At 35.9% G+C, this 26,312-nt stretch carries 18 protein-coding genes and 1 tRNA gene; 13 read left to right on the forward strand and 6 right to left on the reverse strand.

What is annotated here, in order from left to right; translation table 11 throughout:
• The first annotated feature begins 513 nt into the window (after positions 1-513).
• From rlmD to EVJ46_04600, 6 genes are all read left to right on the forward strand, one after another.
• Positions 514-1,989 (forward strand): 23S rRNA (uracil(1939)-C(5))-methyltransferase RlmD, encoded by a 1,476-nt coding sequence (rlmD, locus tag EVJ46_04575; protein RZD16308.1) that lies wholly within the window; start codon positions 514-516, stop codon positions 1,987-1,989.
• A gap of 157 nt (positions 1,990-2,146) precedes the next feature.
• A complete protein-coding gene (locus EVJ46_04580) occupies positions 2,147-3,070 on the forward strand; it encodes an NAD-dependent epimerase/dehydratase family protein (GenBank protein ID RZD16309.1) in 924 nt (307 codons plus the stop codon).
• Between the two features lie 57 nt (positions 3,071-3,127).
• Entirely contained in the window at positions 3,128-4,354 is a 1,227-nt protein-coding gene (locus EVJ46_04585; protein RZD16310.1) for an MFS transporter, read from the forward strand.
• Between the two features lie 6 nt (positions 4,355-4,360).
• Positions 4,361-5,674, forward strand: coding sequence for a hypothetical protein (locus tag EVJ46_04590; protein RZD16311.1), 1,314 nt, complete (start codon positions 4,361-4,363; stop codon positions 5,672-5,674).
• Positions 5,675-5,729: 55 nt separating this feature from the next.
• Positions 5,730-7,721, forward strand: coding sequence for a hypothetical protein (locus EVJ46_04595; GenBank protein ID RZD16312.1), 1,992 nt, complete (start codon positions 5,730-5,732; stop codon positions 7,719-7,721).
• A 139-nt stretch (positions 7,722-7,860) separates the two neighbouring features.
• Positions 7,861-11,088 carry a 2Fe-2S iron-sulfur cluster binding domain-containing protein gene (locus EVJ46_04600; protein ID RZD16313.1) on the forward strand — a complete coding sequence of 1,076 codons (3,228 nt, stop codon included), beginning with the start codon at positions 7,861-7,863 and terminating at the stop codon, positions 11,086-11,088.
• Positions 11,089-11,156: 68 nt separating this feature from the next.
• On the opposite strand, the gene EVJ46_04605 is transcribed toward EVJ46_04600, so the two are convergent.
• From EVJ46_04605 to EVJ46_04625, 5 genes are all read right to left on the reverse strand, one after another.
• Positions 11,157-11,645, reverse strand: a complete 489-nt coding sequence (locus EVJ46_04605; protein RZD16314.1) for a hypothetical protein — start codon at positions 11,643-11,645, stop codon at positions 11,157-11,159.
• Between the two features lie 147 nt (positions 11,646-11,792).
• Positions 11,793-15,872 (reverse strand): hypothetical protein, encoded by a 4,080-nt coding sequence (locus EVJ46_04610; GenBank protein RZD16315.1) that lies wholly within the window; start codon positions 15,870-15,872, stop codon positions 11,793-11,795.
• 109 nt (positions 15,873-15,981) lie between these two features.
• Positions 15,982-16,587 carry a hypothetical protein gene (locus EVJ46_04615; protein ID RZD16316.1) on the reverse strand — a complete coding sequence of 202 codons (606 nt, stop codon included), beginning with the start codon at positions 16,585-16,587 and terminating at the stop codon, positions 15,982-15,984.
• 10 nt (positions 16,588-16,597) lie between these two features.
• Entirely contained in the window at positions 16,598-17,728 is a 1,131-nt protein-coding gene (locus EVJ46_04620) for a hypothetical protein (protein RZD16317.1), read from the reverse strand.
• A 130-nt stretch (positions 17,729-17,858) separates the two neighbouring features.
• The gene (locus EVJ46_04625) at positions 17,859-18,329 is read right to left on the reverse strand and encodes a hypothetical protein (GenBank protein RZD16318.1); all 471 of its coding nucleotides are present in this window, start codon (positions 18,327-18,329) and stop codon (positions 17,859-17,861) included.
• Between the two features lie 359 nt (positions 18,330-18,688).
• Here EVJ46_04625 and EVJ46_04630 point away from each other — a divergent pair, with 359 nt between their 5' ends.
• The 6 genes from EVJ46_04630 (at position 18,689) to EVJ46_04655 (ending at position 24,447) form a co-directional block, all read left to right on the forward strand.
• Positions 18,689-18,997, forward strand: a complete 309-nt coding sequence (locus tag EVJ46_04630; protein ID RZD16319.1) for a hypothetical protein — start codon at positions 18,689-18,691, stop codon at positions 18,995-18,997.
• Between the two features lie 124 nt (positions 18,998-19,121).
• Positions 19,122-19,196 (forward strand) — tRNA-Glu (locus tag EVJ46_04635).
• A gap of 10 nt (positions 19,197-19,206) precedes the next feature.
• Positions 19,207-20,196 (forward strand): potassium channel protein, encoded by a 990-nt coding sequence (locus tag EVJ46_04640; GenBank protein ID RZD16320.1) that lies wholly within the window; start codon positions 19,207-19,209, stop codon positions 20,194-20,196.
• A gap of 114 nt (positions 20,197-20,310) precedes the next feature.
• Positions 20,311-21,462 carry a hypothetical protein gene (locus EVJ46_04645; protein RZD16321.1) on the forward strand — a complete coding sequence of 384 codons (1,152 nt, stop codon included), beginning with the start codon at positions 20,311-20,313 and terminating at the stop codon, positions 21,460-21,462.
• Positions 21,452-23,299, forward strand: coding sequence for a chloride channel protein (locus tag EVJ46_04650; GenBank protein ID RZD16322.1), 1,848 nt, complete (start codon positions 21,452-21,454; stop codon positions 23,297-23,299). The genes EVJ46_04645 and EVJ46_04650 overlap by 11 nt, the downstream gene beginning before the upstream one ends.
• A 113-nt stretch (positions 23,300-23,412) precedes the next feature.
• On the forward strand, positions 23,413-24,447 hold the full coding sequence (locus tag EVJ46_04655; protein ID RZD16640.1) for an alcohol dehydrogenase: 1,035 nt from the start codon (positions 23,413-23,415) through the stop codon (positions 24,445-24,447).
• A gap of 92 nt (positions 24,448-24,539) precedes the next feature.
• On the opposite strand, the gene EVJ46_04660 is transcribed toward EVJ46_04655, so the two are convergent.
• Entirely contained in the window at positions 24,540-24,974 is a 435-nt protein-coding gene (locus tag EVJ46_04660; GenBank protein RZD16323.1) for a universal stress protein, read from the reverse strand.
• Between the two features lie 363 nt (positions 24,975-25,337).
• Between EVJ46_04660 and EVJ46_04665 the strand changes: the two genes are divergently transcribed.
• Positions 25,338-26,186 carry an undecaprenyl-diphosphate phosphatase gene (locus EVJ46_04665; GenBank protein RZD16324.1) on the forward strand — a complete coding sequence of 283 codons (849 nt, stop codon included), beginning with the start codon at positions 25,338-25,340 and terminating at the stop codon, positions 26,184-26,186.
• Positions 26,187-26,312: the final 126 nt, after the last annotated feature.

Below are 26,312 nucleotides of genomic sequence, written 5' to 3' on the forward strand. Positions count from 1 at the left end.
GCAAAGCCGCTTCCGGCTATTAGAATTTTAGCCATTTTTATTATTTCCTCCTAAAAATTTAAATTTACACCTATTTTCATAATTAATCAACATTATAATTATACCTTAATCCTGCAATAGAAAGTTATCTACTCGGAAAAGGTGTTAGATTAATTTTTTTGCAAATATTTTCTTTGTTAATTGAACTACTCCATATGCAAAAAAATAAAATCTGACACCTTTTCCTTTAATTGAACTATTCCATATGCAAAAAAATAAGATATGGCACCTTTTCCTTATGTTTTGTTTAACCGAGCAAAGAAATGCATAAATATTTTCTATTGCAGGATTAAGATTATAATATACTGTATATTATAACATTTTTATATATAAATATATATATTAAAATATATATATTTATATTATTTGTATAATCGGTATGGAAATTATATAAAATTATAATTTTGCCGCTTGGTTTTTTTAATAATTAAACTTATAATAAAGCTATAAAAGCTAACGAAAATAATAAAGCTAATGAAAAAAGATAATAAAAAAAATGATGCGGCAGCAATACTTGAAATAGTCGGATTGGCATATAACGGCTATGGAGTGGGCAAATATCAGGATAAATGCAGCGACAAGATAACGTTTGTCGACCATGCCTGCCCGGGCGATATAGCAGAAGTCATTATTTACGAAGAGCATAAACGGTACGGTTTCGGAAAGATTAATAAAATGGTTTACCCTTCCTCTTCGCGGGTAGAACCTGTATGCCGCTACTTTACAATATGCGGCGGATGCAATTATCTTAATATATCTTATGAAACAGAAGTTTACTGGAAGAAAAAAATATTCGCAGATAATTTTGCGAAGGCTGGATTATATATTAATAATAATAAGCCATATGAAACAATAGACGTAATAAAATCTGAAGATGTTTTGCATTACAGACAAAAAATAAGTTTAAAAGTTTATTCGGACGAAGCTGTAGGATTATTCAAAAGGAATTCTCATTATGTTGTGGATGTCGATTACTGCTACCTTGCAAGCGGCAGGATAAATACAATGATAGAAACAATAAGGAACTTTTTTCTTAAAAACAATAAAAGTCTGCTGAAAAAGATTAAATTAATAATTTTAACCGACGTAGAAGCGCAGAGCGCAATATTGCAATTAAAAGACGAATTTTCGGGAAAAGAAAAAAAAATATTATCAAATCTGGATATAAATAAAATTTATATAGAATTCAACGAAAAAAAAGAAAAGATAGAAAAAAAAAGAAACATACAGGAAATAAGACAAATTAGGGAAATAAGGGAAGATATTAAAGATTATTTTACGTTGTCCGGTATTAAATTTGCCTATGAATCTTTTTCGTTTATTCAGGTGAATAAAAAACAGAACGAAAATTTAATAAATCTTATAATAAATTATTTGGCCGATTATCAAACTAAGCGCTGCGGCATACTAAATAAGGATGATTTTTTATTTGATAAAGCGCTTGACCTGTTTTGCGGCTATGGAAATTTAACATTCTTTGCCTTGCCGTTTGTTTCGCAAATGACTGGGGTAGAATCTAATATTTATTCGGTAGAGCTTGCAAATAAAAACATAATATTAAATAATGATTTGATTGAACGGATTGAACGCTGCATACCCGACAGATATAAAAAGCACAGTTATAAAAAGCAGCCGTTTATCTCATTTATCAACGAAGATGTTGAAAAATTTCTAATAAATGCGGCGAAGAATAATTCAAGTTATGATTTAATAATGATAGACCCGCCAAGGGCTGGTATCAAAGGTTTAGTGGGCTATATAGCAGATTTGAGCCCCGAATTAGTTATTTATCTTTCATGCGACCATATGACATTATTACGGGATTTAAAGGAATTTATTCAAGAAGGCTATTTTATAGATGACATAAAACTGATAGATATGTTTCCGCGTACTTATCATACTGAATCTCTAGTTTTTTTAAAAAATGAAAAAATAATTAACAGTACTTAATCAAAAAAAAGTTTGTTTGAGTGGTTTATGTAAAATTAATTAAGATAATAATACAATACAATTAATCTGTTTCATCTAACTGATTTAATCCAATTAATCTAATCTACTAATTATTCATAATGCTTATGCTATTAAGTATTATGTCGGGAGGGTTTGCATGAAAATATTAATAACGGGCGGGGCAGGGTTTATCGGGAGCAATGTAGCAGATATGCTTATTGCAAAAAAACATGACGCAGTCATAATAGATAATCTTTCGAGCGGTTTTGAATATAATGTAAATAAAGAAGCTAAATTAATAAAAGCCGATATTACCGATTTTGATAAAATTGAAAAAATATTCAATGAAGAAAAACCTGAAATAATATATCATTTTGCAGCGCAGATTGACGTCAGAAAATCAGTTTCCGACCCGATATTTGATGCTAAGACAAATATTATGGCGACGCTTAATTTGATTAAACTTTCTAATGATTTTAAAATCAAAAAATTTATATTTTCTTCAACCGGCGGTGCTATCTACGGCGATACCGACGACAGACCGACTAAAGAAGAGCATTCTGAATGGCCGCTATCTCCTTACGGTATCGCAAAGCTTGCGACCGATAAATTTCTAAATTTTTATCATGAAATATTCGGTTTAAAATATGTTTCGCTGCGCTACGGCAATGTGTACGGTCCAAGACAGAATCCTTACGGCGAAGCCGGTGTTGTAGCCATATTTTTAAATAAGATGCTTAAAAATGAACAGCCGATTATTAACGGCGACGGTAAGCAGACGAGGGATTATACATATATAGACGATGTAGCAAAAGCAAATATCCTCGCTCTTGAAAATATTGATAAAATCGGCATATATAACGTAGGTACATCGGTAGAAATCAGCGTTAACGATTTGTTTACCGAAATTAATAAAAATTTTGGCGGTAAATTTAAAGAAATCCATGGTCCTGCTAAACTCGGAGAACAAAAAACAAGCTGCTTAAATTATGAAAAAATAAAAAAAGATATGGGTTTTGAGCCTGAAATTAATTTCAGCGAAGGCATAAAAAAAACTTATGAATGGTTTAAAAACTTATAATTTTATGGCATAAAAAAATAATATATATAAAATAATTAATATAAAAAAATATAAATTATGACCAAAAATGAACGCGAAACAACATTTCTTTTAAGTTTATCGCATTTTTTCTGCCATGTCGCAATACTGACGTTTCCGGCAATCTTAATTCTTTTGAAAGAGAAATTTCATGTAAATTTTGCAACGCTAGGTATAGTTGCAGGCGTGTATCTGTTCTTGTTCGGAGCAGGTTCTCTGCCTATCGGCTTTATAGCAGACAGAATGAATAAAAATTTACTGCTCAGGATTTATTTGATTGGTATGTCGTTAAGCGCATTTGCAGCAGCTTTATCCGGAAATTTTTATATTTTCGCTATTTTTATTATATTAATGGGATTAGTCGGAAGTATTTACCATCCTGTCGGATTAAGCATTATGTCTTTTGTAAAAACGGATAAACTGAGAGGTTTTGCCATTCACGGGATAGCGGGAACTTTAGGCGTGGCTTTAAGCGCAGCATTTGCGGGATTTTTAGGCTACTATTTTGGATACAATGCGCCTTATTTAATATTAGGTTTGATTTTTTTATTTATTTTTGTTTATTCTTTTTTTGTAAAAATTGAAAATATCAAAATAGACAATACAAAAGACAATACAAAAATAGATAATACAAAAACAAATAAGATAAAAACTAAAAACATTAAATCTTTTTTTAATGACTTTTTTCACAGAAATATAGCATTTATTTTTGTGGTTGAATTTTTAAACGGTTTCGTTTTTCAGGGAGTATTTTCTTTTCTGCCTGCTTATACGGGGATGAAACTGAAAAATTTTTTATTTTTTCATAATCAGACCGTTGCGGCAGGCGGTTTTTATGTGACTGTAGCGCTGTTAGTCGGAGTTTTATTTCAATATTCAAGCACCTATATTACAAAAAGATATAAACCGAACAGTGTATTTTCAGTTCTAATTTTAATATCCGGTTTGTTTATTTTAATATCCGGTTTTTCAGCGGGGTTCATTTTATTTTTTTCTATACTGCTGTATTCCGCATTCAGTTTTTCAATGAATCCTATATCAAATCTTTTAATCAGCAGGAATGCAAAAGAATATTACAGGTCGGCGGCTTACGGGATATTCTTTTTTGCCGGATTCGGCATAGGTTCGATTGCGGCTCCGATAGGGGGTTTTATAGCCAGCAGTTATAAATTAAACGATACGTTTGTATTTTATGGAATCATAGCGCTGATTTCATTTGTTATATCTATAGCTATTACTGATTATAACGTTGATGATGCGGAATAAAACATTATGCATGGAAGCCATTATATAGTTATTACGGCGATTGTTCTGCTTTCTATCGCCTCGGTAGGAGGAATTTTAACCAATTACTTTAAAATTCCGTACACCTCTATGCTTGTTATTATAGGTCTTATTGTAGGCATTTTTCATATTTTTCCCAATTTAAAAATAACCCCGACCTTGATTTATTACGTGTTTCTTCCAATTATTATTTTTGAAGGGGCGGTTAATATAAAGATTGCTCCATTAATGTCAAACGCTATTCCTATAGGCATATTGTCTATTTTCGGCACTATTATTTCAGCAGTTTTTATAGGTATAGTTTTTCATTTCATTCTGGATTTTCCTTTAAAACAGGCTTTGATATTCGGAGCTATAATTACCCCTACCGACCCTATCTCAATACTTGCATTATTAAAAAATAACGCAAAAAAAAATTCTATCGACGACAATTATAGCGGCGATAACAACGACGGCATTAAGACAGTGCTTGAAGGAGAAAGTCTTTTTAACGACGGAATAAGCCTTGTGCTGTTTGAAGTTTTTTTAGGTTTAAATTTTCACAATGCGGGATTGATTTTTTTAAAAGGCGATATTTTAAATATATTTAAATATGTTTTCGGAATAATCGGCATATCCGCGCTTAAGTTTTTATATGAATCTATCGGAGGTTCAATACTTGGTATTATACTTGGCTATGCCGTGTCTTTTCTAATGTCTCTTACGATAGATTATTTAACGGAAATAATGATATCGCTTCTGCTTGCTTATGTATCTTTGATATTTGCATACTATTTGCATGTTTCTTTCATAATGGCTATAATATTTAGCGGCATAGTCTTGGCAAACTTCGGATTTAAGAAAAAAGTATCAAGTAAGGCGGTGGAGGTATTTCCTGTTATTATTGAATATTTAGCTTTTATTATTAATTCCGTCCTCTTCCTTATTATAGGAATAGAGATTAATTTGTTTAAAATTTTAAACTTATGGATTATTTCAATTTTCTTAATATTTCTCGTTATACTGTCAAGGTTTATAGCAGTGTATCTGTTTTCTCCGATTAGTGATAAAATTGTTAATAAGCTTAGATATAAAATTAAGACATTTTCACAGAGTATAAATTTAAATAAGCGGTATAAAAGATTTCTTGTATTTGGAGGACTGAGGGGTGCATTGCCAATTGCTATGGCATTGTCGCTGCCTTTAGATTTACATATGAGGTCTAAAATAATAACATATGTTTTTATTTCAGTTCTCTTTTCATTAACCGTGCAGGCAATAATTTTCGATATTTTTTCGAAAAAAAAATTAAAAAAAGATTAAAGTGCAGCTGACCAGATTACAGGCTGAATTACACAATTACAGGAATTAAATTTAAATGGAAAAAATAAAAAAATATAAAACGGCAGGTCTCCTTTTAGATAGGCTGCATATGGTACAAAATGCGCACGGCTTTATAGACGAACAATCCATAGAGTTTATTGCAGACGAATTAAATATGTCAAAAGCGGAAATTTACGGCGCAGCAACATATTACAAAGATTTTATTGTACAGCGTAACGGCATCAAAAATAACAATATAAATAACAATATTAAAAACAATGTTGATTTATCAGAAAATAACCATAAAGCGAGCGATAATAAACTTAGTGTTGCAAACGAAGATGTTTTTTCTAAAACAAAATTTGTTTTCAAGAGGGTAGGAAAAGTAAATCCGCTCTCATTAGACGATTATAAAAATCAGCATGGATTTAAAGGGCTTGAAAATGCGTTATCTTTATTAATTAATCCAATCATATTTTCCGGCGGCAAGTTCTCCGTCGGCCCGGCTGTGAATACGGGAAGCGATAAAAATACGAAAATTATCATCGATATTTTAAAAAAATCAGGCTTAAAAGGTAGGGGCGGTGCAGGTTTTCCAGTGGGCATAAAATGGGAAACCGTTCTTAATGCAAATATAGGTAGAATGAAAGAAGCAGAGTATAATATAAAATGTAATATAAATCTTAACAATATAGATAAAATAGATAATAAAGTAAATAATAATAGAAAAGTTCATAATGATATAAATTACAACAGTGTAAATATTAACGATAATCTCTTAAATGAAAAAGAAAAACAAGAGATGAGGAACAGAGAAGCGGAATATAGCGAAAAATATATAGTGTGCAACGGAGACGAGGGCGACAAAGGTGCGTTTGCCGACAGATTAATTCTTGAGTATGACCCGTTCATGCTTATAGAAGGTATGCTTATAGCTGCGGTCACAATTTGCGCAGAATACGGTTTTATTTACATTAGGTCAGATTATAAAAACGGTATTGAAAAATTGCAGAATGCTATAGATTTATGCTATAAGTCAAATTATCTCGGCAAGAATATTTTAAATACCGGACGCAGTTTTGATTTAAAAATAATAGCAGGAGGCGGAAATTATGTATGCGGCGAAGAGACGGCGCTTTTGGAAAGCATTGAAAATAGAAGGGGTGCGGTAAGAGTCCGCCCTCCTGTTCCAGCTGTTTCAGGTCTTTACGGTAAACCTACTATTTTAAATAATGTAACGACTTTTGCGTCGGTTGCGTATATTTTCGGCGAGCTTAATATTAATCTCGATTTAAGCGGAGATTTAATTTGTATCGAAGATGGAGAAGATGAAGATGAAGATGAAAATAAATATAAAGACAAAGATAAAGATGATAAAGACATAAAGTTTAATGGTAAGCCGGATTTAATCGAAGATAAAGATAAATATATAAAATTTTATGATAAGCCGGATCTAAAATATTTGGATAAATTAAATGTTCCGAAAATACCTTTTCCGTTTCAGCTGTCGGGAGACGTAAAATTTCCCGGTCTTTACGAATTAGACAACGATATATCTTTGGAAGAATTGTTATATGACTTCGGCGGAGGGCCTCTGCAGGATAATATGCAATTTAAAGCAGTGCAGATAGGCGGACCGCTTGGCGCCTTTTTCCCGTTGTATGGCGGTTATACCGGCGAATTTTTAAATATTAAACTTACATATGAAGATGTAGCGAGAAAGGCAGGAATGCTTGGGCATGGCGGCGTAGCAGTCTATGCGGAAGATGCGGACATAAAAGATATTTTAAATAAGACGTTAGATTTTTGCATTGAGGAATCGTGCGGAAAATGTGCGCCGTGCAGAATAGGTTCTGTTAGATTAAAAGAATTGTTTGAAAGAATCTTCAAGTCGAATCGGGATGATAATTTTAAGAACGATAATCTCAATGTAATTTATGAAATCCTTGAAACTATGAAATATTTATCTCTATGCGGATTAGGAAGTGGAATAACTTTGCCGATAGAAAGTCTTTTGAAATATTTCGGTGATGAAATATTTATTTAAGTTATTTATCTATTAAATAAAAATTTGTAAATATTTTTAAATATTTGGCACGGTTGTGCATGTTTTATTTTATTTAACGGATTTAATTTTATTTCTTCTTAATTCAGGAAGTATATAAATTGAACAATATAGGCATGATATGATAACTATAGAAATAGACGGCAATAAAATTGATGTGGAAGAAGGCGTAATTCTTCTTGACGCTGCAAATAAAGCGGGCATTGCAATACCGTCTCTGTGCGCCTCAAAAAATCTTTTACCTTACGGGGCATGCAGAATGTGCGCCGTTGAAGCGGAAGGTAAAAAAGGTTACATATACGCATGCTCAACGCGTATTGTCGAAGGTATGAAAATAAAGACTTATTCGGAAAAACTTTTTTCTTTAAAACGCACATTAATTGAGCTTTATCTTTCCGACCATCCTAATGACTGCCTTACGTGTCCCCAAAATTTAGATTGCGAGTTACAGAAATGGGCTGCTTATTTTGGGATTAGAAAAATAAGATATAGGGGCAAAAGTCATTTGCTGAGCGAGATTGACGAATCAAATCCTTATTTCAGATTTGACCCTTCAAGATGTATTGTCTGCGCAAGGTGTGTAAGGGCTTGCAGCGAAATTCAGGGCAATTTTGCATTGACTATTGCAGGAAGAGGGTTCGATTCTATTATAAAATCTGTTAAAAGGAGTCCAAATAATCTAAATTTATCGGTAATTAATAAAATCAACAAAGGTTTTGTTGTTAGCAATAATAAAAATAATAAAATAAACAGTGCGATAAAAAGCAATGTTGATGTAAATTTCGGCGGCGATAATGAGAATTCAGATGAAGCAGATAATTTTATAAATTCCGAGTGTGTTTCTTGCGGAGCTTGCGTAAAAGAATGTCCCACAGCGGCATTGACGGAAAACAATTTATTTAAATCAGGAAAAGCTTTTTCAAAAATAAAGACAACCTGCGCATATTGCGGAGTGGGATGTTCGTTTGAGGTTCAATATAAAGGTGATAATATAATAAGGATGATTCCCGTTGACGATAGTCTGTCAAATTACGGTCATTCCTGTGTCAAGGGGCGTTTTGCATGGAGTTATGTTAAAAGCAAAGATAGACTGACGAAGCCGCTTTTGAGAAATAATTTAAATGAAGAATTTAGAGAAGTTTCATGGGAAGAAGCTTATAGCCATATTGCCGAAAAATTTATAGAACTGCAGTATAAATATGGCATTAAATCAATTGGAGCTATAAGTTCTTCAAGATGCACAAACGAAGAAAATTATTTAATGCAAAGAATGGTCAGAACTATTTTTAAAAATAATAATATCGATACTTGCGCGAGGGTCTGCCATCAGCCTACCGGATACGCGCTTGGCGTCGCTTTCGGCGCAGGCGCCGGGACTCAGGATTTAAGTTCTATGCTTAGTTCAGATTTGATTATAATAATAGGAGCAAACCCCACGGAAGCTCATCCTGTAGTTGGCGCATTTATAAGAAAAATGGCGAGAAAAGGAGCCGATTTAATTGTTATAGACCCGCGCATAACGGAAGTTGCCAGGTCTGCGAATGTGCAGGCAAAATTTCATTTAAGACCGAAACCGGGAACAAATGTAGCTCTTTTAAATGCCTTTGCTTACACGATAATTAAAGAAGGACTTTTAAAACATGATTTTATTAAAGATAGATGTAATATTGAAAGTTTTAATTTATGGGAGAAATTTATTTTAAATGATGATAATTCTCCTGAAGCGGCGGAAGTTATAACGGGAGTTCCCGCTAATGAAATTAAAGAGGCGGCAATGCTGTACGCAAGAGCTAAAAATGCCTCAATATTTTACGGACTCGGCATAACGGAACATTTGCAGGGTTCAAGCGGCGTACTTGCGATAGCCAATCTTGCAATGCTGACGGGCAATATCGGCAGAAAGGGCGTAGGAGTTAGTCCTTTAAGAGGGCAGAATAATGTACAGGGAGCTGCCGATATGGGAGCCGAACCGGCTACCCTGCCAGGATATCGTCATATATCAGATGACAGAGCCAGAGAGCTATTTGAAAAAGAATGGAAAGTAAAATTGGATAGCGAACCAGGCATGAGGCTTCCCGATATGCTCAGGAATGCTCTATCAGGGAGATTTAAGGGGCTTTATATCTTTGGCGAAGATATTGTTCAGACCGACCCTGATTCTAATCGTATAATAGAATCTTTAAAGTCTATGGATTTAGTTGTAGTGCACGATTTATTTAAGACCGTCACTTCCGAATATGCTCATGTGATACTTCCCGGTTCATCATTTCTTGAAAAAGACGGAACGTTCACAAATTGGGAAAGAAGAATCCAGAGGGTTAGAAAGGTGCTTGAACCGGTTGCAGGAAAACAGGACTGGCAGATTATTGAAGATTTAAGCCGGTATTTAACTGAGTATGGCGGCAAATATGAATCTGATAATTTAGCAGCTGCTTTTACAAAATCTACTACAAAATATGCTAATGCTGCGGCAGAAGAAGATAATAGGCAGACGCCGCCGCCTGCAGCTAACAATAATAGCTTTGGTAATCATAATGATCATAATGCAGATTTAAATTATGCGCATCCTTCTGAAGTTATGGATGAAATAGCAAGACTTACGCCGTCTTTTGCATTGGTAAGTTATGAAAAATTAGATAATAAGCCTTATTCTATTCAATGGCCTTGCAATAAAAATACCCCGAACGGAACCGATATTTTACATAAAGACGCTTTTATCGGAGGAAAAGGAAGATTTGTCATTACATCTTTTGCGGGGTCTAAAGACCGCACCGACAGGGAGTACCCTTTTATTCTTACAACAGTCAGAAATCTGTTTCAGTATAATTCTGCAAACAATACGAGGCGTACAGAAAACAGTTTATGGTATTGCGAAGATTATTTAGAGGTAAGCAAAGAAGATGCGGAAACATTAAATATAAAAAACGGCGAAACTGTTTTAATTGAAAGCAGAAAAGGAAAAATTAATTTGACGGCAATAATAAGCAGCAGGGTTATGAAAGGCGTTGTTGCAACGACATTTCATTTTCCTGAATTTAAGACAAATATTTTAACCAGCGATTACTCGGACTGGTCAACCGAAACTCCTGAATATAAAGTAACGGCAGTTAATATTAAAAAAATTGAAATCGCCAAAAGTACTAAAAAAGAATCAAGTGTATCCGCAGACGCAGATTATAGGCAAACTGAAACATATGATGAAGAAGCTGCAAGAATGTTTAAGGATCTAAGCAAAAATTTTGAAGCTTACGACCGTGAAACGGCGGATAGAGAAATAGCTGCACACATAAAAAAATACTGGGAAAAAGAGCTAATAGAAAGACTTATTAAATTAAAATTATTAAATTAAAAATAATTTAAATAATTTTTTTATACTATAAATTAGCGCCAGTCTCTAATTTCTACCTAATTTCTAATTTAGTAAAATACAGGCTTAATCGTTTTCGCAATTAATTTGCCTGCTGTATTTTTAGATGCCGTTATGTTTACGGTCTGACCTTTTTTGTAATCGGAACAGGAGGCTGTCTTTAAATTAACTCCGCCGCCGCCATAGCATACCGTTGAACTGTTTATCTCAAAAAGCAGAGGTGTTGTTCTGCCTGATAATTTTAATGCCGTATTATTGAGCGCAATGATTGTTCCGGTATAATAAAGAGTATTTTTATGGAATAATGAAAGCGGACCGCCTGTATGAGGCGCAGCGGCTTCAGATTTAGACAAAAACCACGATGACACCGCAGCAAAAAGAAATAGCAGAAAGAACAAAAAGACGGATGCAGATTTAATTTTATTTAATATAAAACATTTAATGCCGGATATATTATTATCAAAATTTTTTGTGTTTCCCATATTATTACATCTGTCATTTTTATTGTTTTGAATATTTTTTATTTTTATTATACGCATTGAAACCTCTCATTCTTATTTAATTTAACAATAAATTAATAATATGTATTTATTGTAGTCATATTTATATTATAAAATGATTCGCTTTAATTGAACATATATAATTTTGCATAACTTTATATAATTTATATATAAGTCATATAATTCTTAAGGTTCTTCAAACCATGAAGTAGGAGTCACCTTAGACGGCAGCGCCGGTATTTTTTGTCTGAAAACTTTGCCGGTCGAAGTAGTTACGCCAATATAATTATTAGCTATGGTAGGCGCAGACGCAACGCCTGAACCAACAGCTATTGATTGCTTAGCTCCGCTGGATGCGGTTGCATTATTTATTATCGAAATAGTTCCGGAAGTCGAAACCAATATCGTGCCGCCGCCGTTAAGATAGCTCAAGGCGTACAGCCTTGAGGTTCCGTAACCGCAGGCGTCCTGAACGGATGATGGAGTAAATGTCGTGAAATAAACTATGCCGTCGTAAACCGACGGCGCCGATGTCACTTTTTCTCCCTGAGATAACGTTATATACCATCCGTCCGCCGATTGAACATTTGATAAATTTGTAGTAGAACCGCTCACGCCGGTCTGATTGACTAAATCAGATTCATTAATCGGACCGCTTGAGGGGCATGTTAGCGGACCGCCGAGCTGCGTGGAGTTGATTGCTATAAATTCATTATTTCTTGATGTGTTTACTTCATTTAAATCTTCCCTATTGCCAGTACCGAAAAAAATCCAGAAGTTGCCTAACGTATCCGTTGCTGTTGCCGGCGAAAAGAAAATATTCAACGGGTCTGCGGTTGAAGCGTCAGAATCAAAAACTCTGCAGGCGTCCCAGTTCGAAGTTCCGTTTACGGCATAAGGAGCAGAGCCGTCAGGAATATTGACAGACCAGAGCTGTCCGCCCAAATCTCCTGCGTAAAAACCTTCGGTTCTGAAGTTCTGGCTTAAAACGGGTGTGATTGAAGAAGGGATAGCATATTTCATGTTTGAATCATTAGAGGAATTAAATTCCCATAAAATCTGTTCGTCAACATAGTCAGGATTGGCAGACGTTCCGGTATTTACGGGATTCGGTTCTGTATATAGCGCATAAAGAGCGTTTCCGGCGCTGTTGTTTGACGAATATCCTCCGCCTATAAAAGCAGCGTAAGTTTTTATATATTGCGGCGGTAATAACGGACTTGCCGGGTCTGGATTATTTCCGCAAACCCCTGCCTCTCCGTTTGTTTTTGAATAATCCGGATTTGGCAGACATACATAAGATATGTATGGCTTAGACCATGTATTGCCCATTGAGCCGTCGGTAATATTCCATAGCGGGTCTGGATAAGAAGAACCTGAAGGGTCGGTAACGCCTAGCGCATAATAATATGTCCCGCCGTTTCTTTCGCCGCCTATTAAAACAGAGTGCCAGCTGTTCTGCAGGCTGTTTTGATTTATAGAGTATTCTGAGTTGTCAACCGGATTAGTTTCTGGAGATTCAACGGTTTCTGCCCCTCCGCTTACATAATCTGGAAATATGTTGTTAAAGAAAACGTCCGACGCGTCCGGAGTAGAATCGACAAATTCAGGAAAATTAAGTGTTGTTCCTACCCCTATAGAACTATCGTACCATGATGTTATTTTTGGAAGCAGATTAGGCGGAATATAGCCGAAAATCTCAGCTCCTGTTCCGTATGTGTAAGAATCCGTTGAACTATCCCAGCTTCCGGCATTAAAAGCATGAAGCATGCCGTCGTTTGCGCCGACATAAAGCACCTCATTCCTCGGATTTGTGACGGAATATTCCTGTTTAAACGCCTGGTAAGAATTGCTGGAATAGGGAAATGGAGGCGGACCGACAAGAACCGGGTTTGAATGAAATATTGCCCCGAGCTTCCAATTATCCGTCGAAGAATCAGGGTCTAACACAAAATTTAAAATATCGGATGCGCATGCCGATACGGAAGATGAACCTGGACAGACTTTTCCATAGTAATCAGGGCTTGTACTGTCGGAGTTTATATTAAGCATACCGTCTAAATTACTGTTGCCGCTGCTTGCGCTTACAGGATTTACGGCGACAGTCTGCTGAGTACCGGTTTGTGAATTTAAATAAGACGTTAATACATCTCTTGAAGAAGCAGGCTCTGACTGAAGAAGCCCTCCCGCTCCGTTTCCGTTATCCCAGTAAGAGTCGCTGGTAATTATCTGCCCGTTTGCTCCTACCGCCGGACCGTAAGGACCTACAAGCTGGTCTTGAGAATTTAAACCGAAAAGATAAATATTTCCTTCGCCCCAGAGCGGCTGATTTAACGATTTGAAATTTGTATAATACACATATTGCTGATTGGATGTTTCATTTACGACAGGCGACGTAAATGAAGCCGTCTGTTTTTCTATCTGATTAAATATTGTAGTCAAAGAAGACTGCAGCTCGTTTAAGTTGTATGCAAGGTAAACGGTGCCCGATAAAGTAAGAGGATTTGACGGAGAAGCAAGAGAATTTGACAGAAGAATCTCGTTAGAATCAGGATAAACGGCTGTAATCGTTGCGCACTGAAATCCGTCTGTATAAGATCCGCTGTCGTTATTGTTTGTTTCGCAGTCTGAAGACTGCCATCCGTTATCGGAAATAGTATCTCCTATCTGTACTCCATTGGTTGTTCCAAACAGCGAGGGCGGAATCTGGAGCAGCGTTCCGGCAGTATTTTCTGTCGTAGCGGAAATATTAGGTATCCCGTTAAGATATACCGGATTGTTGATTGTACCCGGATTAATTCCGACGCCGGCGTTTGCGACCTCCTGGATATATGTTCCGCTGCCAACGTTGTTTGCATAACCGAATCCGATAATGAAAAGTTCTATAGGATACGAAGGGTCTAAATTATATAAGTCGTAAACCTCTTGCGGGGTTTCCGACGAAGGTATGCCGTTTTGGGCGTTACCGCCGTACTGGCATAAATTTCCGTCCTGATTATCGGTGATAATATTCAGCGGTGAAGACGGAACGTCGAGCGGTGACCACTGACAGCCGCTGTTGGCTTCGCCATCCGTTATAATTATAGAAAAATTTCTTCTGCATGCTTTTGCGGAATCCGCCTGAAGCGAATTTTGAAAATATCCGTACATATCTGCGACGGAATCTGCCGTAGGCGTTCCGCCGCCTGCTTTTAAACCGGAAATAATATTGCCGTCGGGGTCAAGAGCGTTGCTGCCGTAAATAGGGGCTTTCCATAAAAGCCAGTTTATTGCATTGGATGCAATTTTTGACGGTTCAAAATAAGGGTCTGAACTGTTTGTCGTGTTTGCTCCAGCCGGAACCGCATCGGTATTATTTAAAGCATTTAAAGTGCCGTCAACGCTTAAAGGCACGTAAACCACCCAGGGACTTGCCCATGTAATATAAGGCTCTCCTTCCGGCGCCTCGCCGCTGTAATCGTAGGAAATAAAATAATATGTTGTGCCGTTGTCGTTAATTGTATTCGGACATCCCGAAAAACCGTTTATCGATACTTGCTGCCATCCGTTATAATTATAATTTAAATAATTATTTAAAGTTAGTATATAATTATCGTGGAGACCTCCATAGTAAAAAAGTGCAAAAGGATAATTGAGGTTGTCAAAAGCCTCCAATCTGCCGGTTTCATCCGGAGTACCGTCAGCCGTAGTGCCGGACACGGCGTAATAAAGAGCGTTTGGAGTATTCTGAAACGACTCATCATCAGAATAAACGCACATATTTTCCCGACCGCTCCCTCCGTCATTGCCATAATTAACATAAGTCTGCTGAAACGAAGCAAAAGCAAAATTTAAATTTGAAAATTCAGGGCTGTTCACAATGTTGCTTATAGCCAATTTTGCGTTATAAATTTTTGAAAACATAGAATTAGAACCTGGCGCCCATACAAAAGAACCAACTCTATGCGTAGGTTGTCCATTACCGCTAACCCATGTTCTTGCCCAGCTTTCCGGTTTGTCGTATCCGCTTGATGATGAATTTTTCCAATAAACGTCTTTATTCCACATCATTGAACCGGATGTATCTAAGAATATCATTACATTCGGGTTATTAACATTTGTAAGGAACGACGTATCGGATGCGTGAGCCGGACTTAAGCCGTATATCCCTGTAATAGCAGCGCCTATATTTAGGGTAATTATAAAAAGAAAAAATATTAAAACGTTTTTTACAATAAGCATGAACTGCATAAACGTTTTAATGTTGTTTTTTGTTTTCGGTCTCATAATTACGCACCTTTTTTAATATTAATTTATATTTATCTTACTTAATTTATTGATATTTATATTTTTTAACACTTTATTTTGTTTTTGAATCAAAAATTAAGATATATTATCACTGATAACCCATTTTTAGAGGTCCGTATTCAAAGTTCATACCTGTAGTTATCGTTTTTATGGAATTAATATTTTTATTTGCGATAGAATATACGATTCCTTTATAAAACATATAAGCTGAACTGTAACCGGGGACATTGCCGTATTGACCGGTATATTCAAAACCTGCATTTCCTTCGTTATTTTGAAATCCTAAATTTTGAGAAGCTGCAGTGCTGATATTTGCTGCAGTTAACTGTTGAAATGAGCCTGACGTACAGATATATGGTCCCGGTGAACATCCTGCCGGCGGATTTGCCGATGTATAATAATAGATATTGCTTGTAGGAGCACCTATGCCGGCATCTGTTCCGATATTAGTCGCAATTTCGCTTATTACCAAGTTCATCATTGCATTTGACGTATTTAAAACGTAGACTGATTTATAATTTTGTCCCGCGTTAATCATATCCGTTCCGGTAGTTTCTATGGCAACGGCGGCTAATAGACTTAAAATCAGCGTAATAAGCAGAACTGTAATGAGAGCAACGCCGTTTTCATCTGCCGTGATTTTTCTTTTTATGTTTAATGCATTGTTTTTAAATGCGGTAGAAAAATTTTTCATGATTATTTTTTTAGCTCCCGTAATAAGCATTTCTTAAAAAAACATTAGAATTAAGAGTTTCGTCTATGTTATACCCGCGAGAGCTGTTTGAGTTTGGATTATATTTTGAATCCACGCTGTAATTCGGCGAATTATTTGAAATTACGGTATTTGTTTCTCCCTGAAGCAGTATATTGTACAGCCACGGATTAGCAGTAGGGATAGCGGAAAAATTTGTAATGTAATTATCAAGTCTAATGGCAGTCCCTTGATAACAGGAGGGTAATGCCGCTAAAACAGGCGGCTGCGCCGGAAGATCCACCGGAGGCATAATCTGACATTCATAAAGTCCGCCCGGTTCGTTAAAAGGAGCATTAAAATTATACGAAGTATTGCCCCAGTAAAACATAGTCTGTGTCAGAATGGAAACATTGCCTCTGGCTATTCCGTCCGGCGGTATGGGATTTGGATTATTTGGGCATACACCGCCGCCGTTTCCCGGTCTTAGCTGGATTGTATCAGATACACCAGGCTGAACATTTGTTATACAGAATATCATATTGCCGGATGGAAGCGATTTTCCCGGCACCGGAGTAGGATTTTGAAAACTTAAAAGCTGACCGGCTTGAAAATTAGATATATTGCAGTTTGGACCAAGGATAAACTCTGCGCTTGTTGCAGTTGCATTTGTGTTTGACTGCTCTGTCAGAATACACGGAGCGGCATTATTGACGACAGAAAAATTTGTAGTAAGCACTGCAAAAGGATATGCCGGATAATTCGCAGGCACTATCTGTACCGGAGGAATTGCGCCGGACACCGGCTGCCCCTGAGATGCATAAAAAAAGTTGGAGCCGTAGTCAAAACCGGCAAGCCTGAAAGAATATTTCAGTTTGTTATATGCGACGTTAAGATTCTGCTGTTCAGCCGATATTGAATTCTGAGACCTGAATACCCCAGATTGTGACAGGAGTATAAATGACGCCGCAGCAAGAACCAGAAGAGAAATTACAACCGAAATTATCAGTTCTATGAGGGTCACGCCATTGGTATTATTGAGCTTATTAAACGGTTTCAATTTATTAAGCGGCTTAAATTGAAATGGTATGCCGTCCATTTTAATTTTATAAGTTTTCTTATTGATTTTTGATATGTTTTTCATAATATAGTTTTTATATTTATTTATATTTAATAATTAAAACAATAATGATTTAAATTTTAATTATGCAGCAATAAAACAATATGCTAAAGATAAAACCGTCCTTCATTCTAATGTCTATAGTCGTGCCCGCCTATACTATAATAGAATTTAATAATATTACATTTGCATTTTTATTCCATGACACTTCAATTTTAGCATTAATAACGGTATTCATATTCTGATTTGGATAAAGATATATATTTACCGTATAGTCGTCGTTTATTCCGTTTATCGACGAAGGCATTGCGCAATTCGCAAAATCTGTATTAAATACATTTCCGTTTTGTGTCTGGCTGACTGCATACGTTATCGGAGTACCGTTAGTAATATTAGCCTGATAATCAGCTATTAGATTCTGTGCGTCTATACATTGCAGCTGAGACGCCTGCATCTGAGCAATATTAGTTGCCTGATTTGTTCTTGATGCCATAGCATTTCCGTTTATAAAACTTAAAGACAGCGCCATGATACCCATAAAGACAAACGTTAATATTATCATCGAAATAAGAACCTCTATCAGAGAAGCTCCGTTGCTGTCGGTTGTAAGATTAAATCCGTTCATTTTATTTTTTATTATTTTAATAAAATTATTTTTTCTTAAAAACCTTAAAGATTTATATCTATACCTAATATTAAGTATAATATTATTATATACCAAAAAAATAAATAAATGGCAACAAATTTTATCGAGTTATCCGATTTATTTTAATTAGAAAAGTTTTTACGCAAAAGATATATGGTTCGCTTCAAATTGTCATGTAATTTATCGAAGTATTTTGATTATAAATTTCCGGTTGCATTTTATGTATATATCTTATATTATAAATTAACGAGGATCGGAATTTACTGAAAATAGAAATAAACTCTCCGGTTGTTTTGTATTTTAAATTTAGATATGTTTAATTTAATTAATAAGAAAAAATGAATATAAAAAATATTTGCGGCAAATTGTATAAGACCAATAAATTTAACAAATTAGCCCTTTTTGCGTTTGTATGCGGCGGGATGCTTCTGCTTTCAGGCTGCGCCGGAACAAACAGACAGTTAGAGAAAGAGCATATAATGAACAACGGCTGCTTTATAACGTGCAGAAACAATATTAAAATAGAACATAAACATAGGACATCGTATATAGCGTCTTTTACGCGCAATAAAATTACGGCGACCAAAAAAATAAACTTATATTCAAATCCTGCAAATTATGCAAATCATGATAGATTATACGGTTAAAAACCTGATGTGATATCGTTGCGATATCGTTTGGAACCGATTTATTATCGCATTTTATTATAATTACATATTTTTTATTGGTATTAAAATATAATAAATAAAAAAAATAATTAAATAAATAAAAGGCCCCATAGTCTAGCGGTCAGGACGTTGCCCTCTCAAGGCAGTAACACGGGTTCAAATCCCGTTGGGGCTACCAATTTTGCCATATGTTCACCGTATTATTCAACTTATACCGCAAGTTTAATATTATTACGCTGAAGCACCGCTCCGAACTTCTGAGAATATTAATTATTTTACTGGCAATACTTCTTCTTTTTGCATTTCTGTTCAGCCACTATGAAAAAATTTCATATTTTAAAGCTTTTTACTGGGCGGTAACCACTGCATCCACCGTCGGCTACGGCGATGTAGTTCCGACTAATAATATCGGAAGGGTTATAGCAATGGGTTTGATGCTGATAGGCATCGGTATGCTGGGTGTTTTTTTAGCAACCCTTTCTTCAATTATGTTTGAGTTTAGACTCGGGAGGATTTTTGGAACTATGGAAAGCCATTTTGTAGAAAAGCATGTTGTTATACTTGGATACAGCAATTTAATAAGGCAGTCTTTAGAAGATATATTAGACGAAAAAGACAATATAACTTTAGTTGCCGATATTGAAAAGTCTCCGTCAAATGCACTTAATTTTGTTTTTATCAAAGGAGATATAACAGAAGGCAAAAATATCGAAAAAGCTAAAATAGATAAAGCTAAACTCTGTATAATTTCTGACGACGACGATTCCAAGACTTTAATATCCGCAATAACGGTAAGAACAAAATATAAAGACATTTATATTATTGCTCTCGTCGTTAAGAAAGAAACGGCGAAAGCCCTGAAAGAAATAGGGGTTAACGAGGTATTTGCAACAGGTTCTTTTTCAAGCAGATTGCTTGTTAAATCCGTAAAAATAAGGGGAGCGTCAAATTTTTTCAGCCAGCTGATGAACGAAGATTTTGAAGAAGGTCTAATCGAAAAAAATATTCCATCCGGCATAATCGGCAAGTCGTTTCATGATGCGCTGCTTTTTGTAAAAGAAACGACGGACGAACTTTTCGTAGGAGTTAAAAGAGACGGTAAAATGATAGTAAATCCGGACGGGAAAACTTTTATTCTTGATAAAAACGATAAGATGCTTCTTATAGGAAAAAAATAGCCGGCGGCAATTATTGATGCGCAGCCATGATTTTATACTTTTTTTTTAGGTACTGAAATGCTAATATAAATAACATAAAAACTTCATGACTTTATGACAAGGGACGGTATAGGTATGAGATTTAAATTAATTTCGACAATCTTTTTAATATTATTTATATTAATCCTGAATTTTTTTTATTTAAGTTTAAATATCAGCAATTCTTTTGCTTCAGCCGCCGATTATAAAATCTCTGCCGTCCCAAACGCCTCGACGTATTCTAATCTTCCGGTTCGTTCAAGTATCCGTATTCTTCCGCATGCAAAAAGTAAAAAAGGATATGTGAAAATTTTTAAAGGCGTTAGCAGTCCTATGGCAATAGCCGTCGGCGGAAACGGTGATATTTTTATTGCAGGCGATAAAGGCAGAGGCGAAATAGCCGAATTTGATCCCGAAGGAAACAGGATAAAAACCTTCCGCAGAGGAATTTATAAACCATGGGATATTGCAATAGATAAAGCCGGAAATATTTTGATAGCAAACGACGGAATTTATAAAAACAAAAATGGGATAAAATCAAAAGGCTTTATTACCGAACTGAATCCTTTCGGAAAAATTATCTTTAAAACATCCGCCGGCGTTAATTATCCGTATGCCGTCGCAATAAGCAAAAACGGTAAAATTGCGGTTGCAAATTACGGGAACGGTTTTGACGGGTACATAAGCATTTATTCCGGCAAAGGAAGACTGCTGCATAAATTCGGGCATGGAATACAGAATCCTTACTCCATTGTTTTTTCAAAATCCGGTTTAATCTACGCTGCTAACTTTAACGAAGGCAGCATAGTATGTCTGTCGTCTTCAGGTAAAGTCCTGTGGTCTGCGCAGAAAAAAGTAAGCTATCCGTATGCTATCGCTTTAGGAGTTAAGGGCAATTTGTGGATATTAAACGACGGAAACGGCGGCAGTCTTTCCAAATATTCGCCCGAAGGGAAACTGCTTAAGCATATTAACGGTCCTGTCAGCTATCCGTACGGAGAAGCTATTGACGAAAAAGGGAATATTTTTATCGCAAATTTTAACAGCAACAGCGTTTCTGAATTTTCTTCTCGTGGTAAATTTTTAGGGTATGCCTCAAAAATAAACAGACCGATAGGCATAATTATAGGTAAAAAAGGCAATATATGGGCAGCGGACGGAAACGGCAATCTGACCAAAATTGAAAACGTAGCTGCAGGCGGAGAATATTTTCAATTCGATAAAAAAGGATTCCCGTATGGCAGATAAAAAGAGAAAGGGTGCTACAGGCATCCTGAGAAGACCGCTGCTTAATATTAAGAGATACATGATAAAGTTTCAGGACAACAGGTTCATGTATTTTTCCCGCTGGCTTTTTTTCGGACTGATGATCGGTATTGTTGCCGGCGTCGGAGCAATTATTTTCAACGCTCTCATAAGATTGTTCAGATTTATATTTCAAAATACTCTCGAGGGATATTACTCTCCCCGTCCGGAGTTAATGGGGCATACTGGAGCGCCACCCCATGTTGTTCTGGTTCACTGGCTGTTTCTGATAATTCCTGCGGTAGGCGGGCTTTTTTCAGGTCTTTTAGTTTATACTTTTGCTCCTGAAGCCGAGGGTCACGGCACAGACGCCGCTATTGACGCGTTTCATAATAAAGAAGGCTTTATAAGAGGCAGGGTGCCTATAATTAAAACCTTAGCTTCGTCAATCACCTTAGGTTCCGGAGGTTCTGGAGGCAGAGAAGGACCGGTAGCGCAGATAGGCGCCGGATTTGGTTCTGTCCTTGCAACATTTCTGGGTCTTCCTGTTCCTGAAAGAAGAAAAATGCTTGTTGCCGGCATAGGAGCGGGCATAGGAGCAATCTTTAAATCTCCGCTTGCAGGAGCTATGTTCGGCGTCGAAGTTCTGTATTCCGACATGGACTTTGAAAGCGGCTCGCTTATGCTTGCTATAGTTTCTTCAATAATTGCCTACTCTATTTATGCGTACTTTTATGCTGGTTTTAAACCGATTGTACTTGTTCCGATGTTCACATATACGCGGCCGGTGACGCTGTTTTTTTACGCTATTATGGGTTTTGCTCTTGCATTCATAGGTCAGTTTTATGTCAGATTTTTTTACGGCGTACATAGTTTTTTTGAAAAAATAAAAATCAAACCGCATTTTAAACCTATGATAGGCGGTCTGCTTGTCGGTATAATAGCTTATTTTCTTCCTGAAATTATGGGTGTCGGTTACGGATGGCTTCAGCTTGCCGTTTTAGGAAAAATAAGCCTTGTAATGCTTATTATGATAGGTTTGTTTAAAATTATAGCAACGTCTTTTACTATCAGTTCAGGAGGTTCAGCCGGTGTTTACGCCCCTTCTCTTATAATAGGAGGAATGTTCGGCGGAGCATTCGGAATCATATTTCATATGCTTTTACCTCATGTTATTCTGCAGTCGGATATTGCGCCGTTTGTTCTTATAGGGATGGGAGGTTTTTTTGCCGGCGTTGCCAAAACGCCTATTTCTTCCCTTCTAATGGTATCTGAAATGACCGGAAGCTATGGTCTTTTACCTCCGCTGATGCTTGTTAATGCCATTACTTTCATTGTTAGCGGAAAGAGGAGTATATATTCTAAACAGAAAAAAAATAGAATGGATTCGCCTGCGCATTCAAAGGATTATCTCATCGAACCGCTTAAAAAATATTCCGTAAAAGATATAATGAAGGATGAGAATTTTGCCAAGCCTATAAAACCTGAAGCCACTCTGTATGAGATGATTACAGTTTTTTTTAATTCTAATTTTACAATACATCCGGTCGTTGATGCGGACGGAAGAATTATAGGATTTATAAAATATGCTACAATAAAAAACATGATGATGAATACGCCTGATGATGAAAGGGTTGCTAAAGATATAATGGAAACGAAAAAAATTCCTAAAATAAAAATAACCGAAACCCTTGATATTGTCGTGCATAATTTTTTTAGAAAAAAGACCGATGAACTTTTTGTAGTAGAAGGAAAAACCGAGAAATACAGGGCTATAATCAGAAAAAGGGATGTTCTTGTAGTAATTAATAATGCTGAAAATATTTTTAAGAACAGCTAAAATTATGATTGCAAAAAATATTAATCAGACGACGACTTTTAACCGCCTGCGGATAAATCCGCAGGCTTGTAAAAGGCGGTTAATAAGGGGGAGCATTAATTATGGCGGCGACTATGAAAGAAGCGCTTTACTATAGCAATAACGATATAAGAATTATTGAAAAACCGGTACCTGAAATAAATGACGATGAAATATTGCTAAAGGTTGAAGCTGCCGGCATTTGCGGAAGCGATGTTATAGAATGGTACAGACGCGACAAAGTTCCGCTGGTTCTCGGTCACGAGGTTTCAGGCACTATTGCGGAAGCAGGCGCTAATGTGAAGAAATTTAGAATAGGCGACAGGGTCGTCGCGGCGCATCATGTTCCGTGTAATACCTGTAAGTATTGTTTAAGCGGACATCAAACCGTCTGCGATACGCTTAGAAGCACAAATTTTTATCCGGGCGGATTTGCCCAATATTTAAGGCTGCCCGAAATTAACGTTAAAAATGGACTTTATTTATTGCCTGATTCAGTCAGTTTCGAGGAAGGAACTTTCGTCGAACCTTTGGCATGCTGTGTCAGAGCACAGAGGCTGGCAGGCGTCAAACCCGCTCAGACGGTTGCTGTTATAGGAAGCGGATTGGCAGGGCTTCTGCATATAAATCTTTTGAAGGCATCAGGAGCGACGACTATTATAGCAACGGATATTAACGATTTCAGGCTTTCTGCGGCAAAGAAATTCGGCGCCGACTACACTTTAAACGCAAAAGAAAACATTCCTGAAGCAATTAAAGACATAAACGGCGGATTTCTTGCAGACACGGTAATCATTTCGGCAGGAGCAAACAGCGCAATAGAACAGGGGCTTAAATCCGTTAGAAGAGGCGGTACGGTGCTATTTTTTTCTGCCGCCGAAGACGGCGCAAAACTTCCTCTGTCAATAAATGAAATATTCTGGAGAACGGAAGTAAGTTTGATAGGCTCTTATGCAGGTTCTATTGCCGACCATATTAATGCTCTTGAACTTATAAGAACAAAAAGGGTAAATATAAAAGATATGATTACGGAAATACTGCCCCTTGCACAAATATTACAGGGGTTCAAACTTACCGCAGAAGCCGGAAGCTCTCTTAAAATTATTATAAAACCGAATACGGCTTTATAAAATATTTATTATGGCATTTTAATTAAGTTATATTATAAAGACTCCGTCCGTGAGGACGGAGATGGATTGTTAGTTATTAATTAGAAATTGGCTTACTGTTTTCTAAATAAAAGCACAGGCAATGAGGAATGTCTCACTAAAGATTCTGCTACCGAGCCTAAAAGGACTCTGGAAAGACCTGTTCTGCCGTGGGTTCCCATTACTATTAATTCGTAGTTTTCATTTTTTGCTTTTTCAAGCACAACGTCCTGAGGCACGCCGTGAGTCAAAACGGTATTGACTACAACGCCTTTAGATACGGCGATTTCATCTAATTTCTTTAATAGCCCCTTTTCTTCTTCTGCTAATGTTTCGTAAATATCAACCGAACCGAAAGATAAATCCCCTGCATTTTGCATAAGATTTACATCTAAAACATGAATAAAAGTAATTGTGGATTTCAACTGCTCTGCAAGTTCAATTGCGTTGTTAGATGCATTAAGCGAGGTTTCGCTAAAATCAACCGGGCATAAAATTTTTTTAAACATTTTCCCTCCAGATTAATTAATAAATTTTATAAAGAAATAAATTTTGATACTGCTATGCGGTTTTATTTTTTAAATAATTATTATGGTATATGTATTTAGTTTGTTTTGCTTAGTTTAAATTTTTGAATCTTAGCTTAAATTCAGATTGCAATTTTTTTTTATATATTTTTATATATTATATATCATATTATTATAATAAATTGTATATTTTTATTTTTTTTATTATAATTGTTACTTTATTATTTCAACCGGTATAAATTTTAAAATATAAGCAAAATATAAGCAAGATATAAAATTTAATTTTAATTATGGAGGCGTTTCAGTTTAAGCCGGTATGTTTAAACGGACGGATGCGAATTATATATGATTAGTCTTTCTATCTTTCAGGGTGTTATTCTTGCCGTAATTCAAGGCATCAGCGAACTTTTTCCTATTTCAAGTCTAGCTCAGGGGGTAATAATACCCACGCTGTTTGGATGGCATATAAATAGGCAGGCTGAAGGCTTTTTGCCTTTTTTAGTTGTTCTGCATCTCGGCACAGCGCTGGCTCTTATAGTATATTTTTACAAAGATTGGATTAGTTTGTTTAAGGGTTTTTTTAAAGGTGTGGCTGAAAGAAATATTAACATAAATGAAGATTCCAAGACCTTGTATTTATTAGCATTAGCCACAATTCCGGCAGGTATTTTAGGTTTAATTTTTGTCCATAAACTTAAGAAATTATTCGGTTTTACGGATATAGCAGCTTTTTTTCTAATAATAAACGGTATTATTTTGTACCTCGGCGAAAAAAGAAGAAGAAAACAGGGTATAGCGAAAATAGCCGATATGACGGTATATATGGCGCTTATAATAGGTTTTTTTCAATCCTTCGCCCTGATTCCCGGAATATCCCGTTCTGCTATAACTATGGTGGCTGCTTTATATCTGGGTTTTAAACATGAATCTGCCGCAAAGTTCTCGTTCCTTCTGGCTACGCCTATTATATTTGCCGCAGGACTTTTAGAAGTTCCAAAAATGCTGAAACTTCATCTTGCCAATTTTGATATAATAGCTGTTATAAGCGGTATTGTTGCAGGCGTTGTAGCGTATTTTAGCATATGGTTTTTAATGAAATATTTTCACAAATATGAGGTTAATGCGCTTTATCCGTTTGCATTTTACTGCATTTTATTCGGCTCTTTTGTTTTGGCGTATAGGATTATTTTTTAGAAAATTATTGAAAATTTTTGAATTTAAACCTGTTTTTTAAATCTGGTTTTATAATAAATATTTATAAAATTGCAGATATTTAATTATTATTTGTGATATAATTTTAGTTTAAGTTTTTTAACAGCC

Source organism: Candidatus Acididesulfobacter guangdongensis (assembly GCA_004195045.1).
Taxonomy (GTDB): Bacteria; SZUA-79; SZUA-79; order Acidulodesulfobacterales; family Acidulodesulfobacteraceae; genus Acididesulfobacter; species Acididesulfobacter guangdongensis.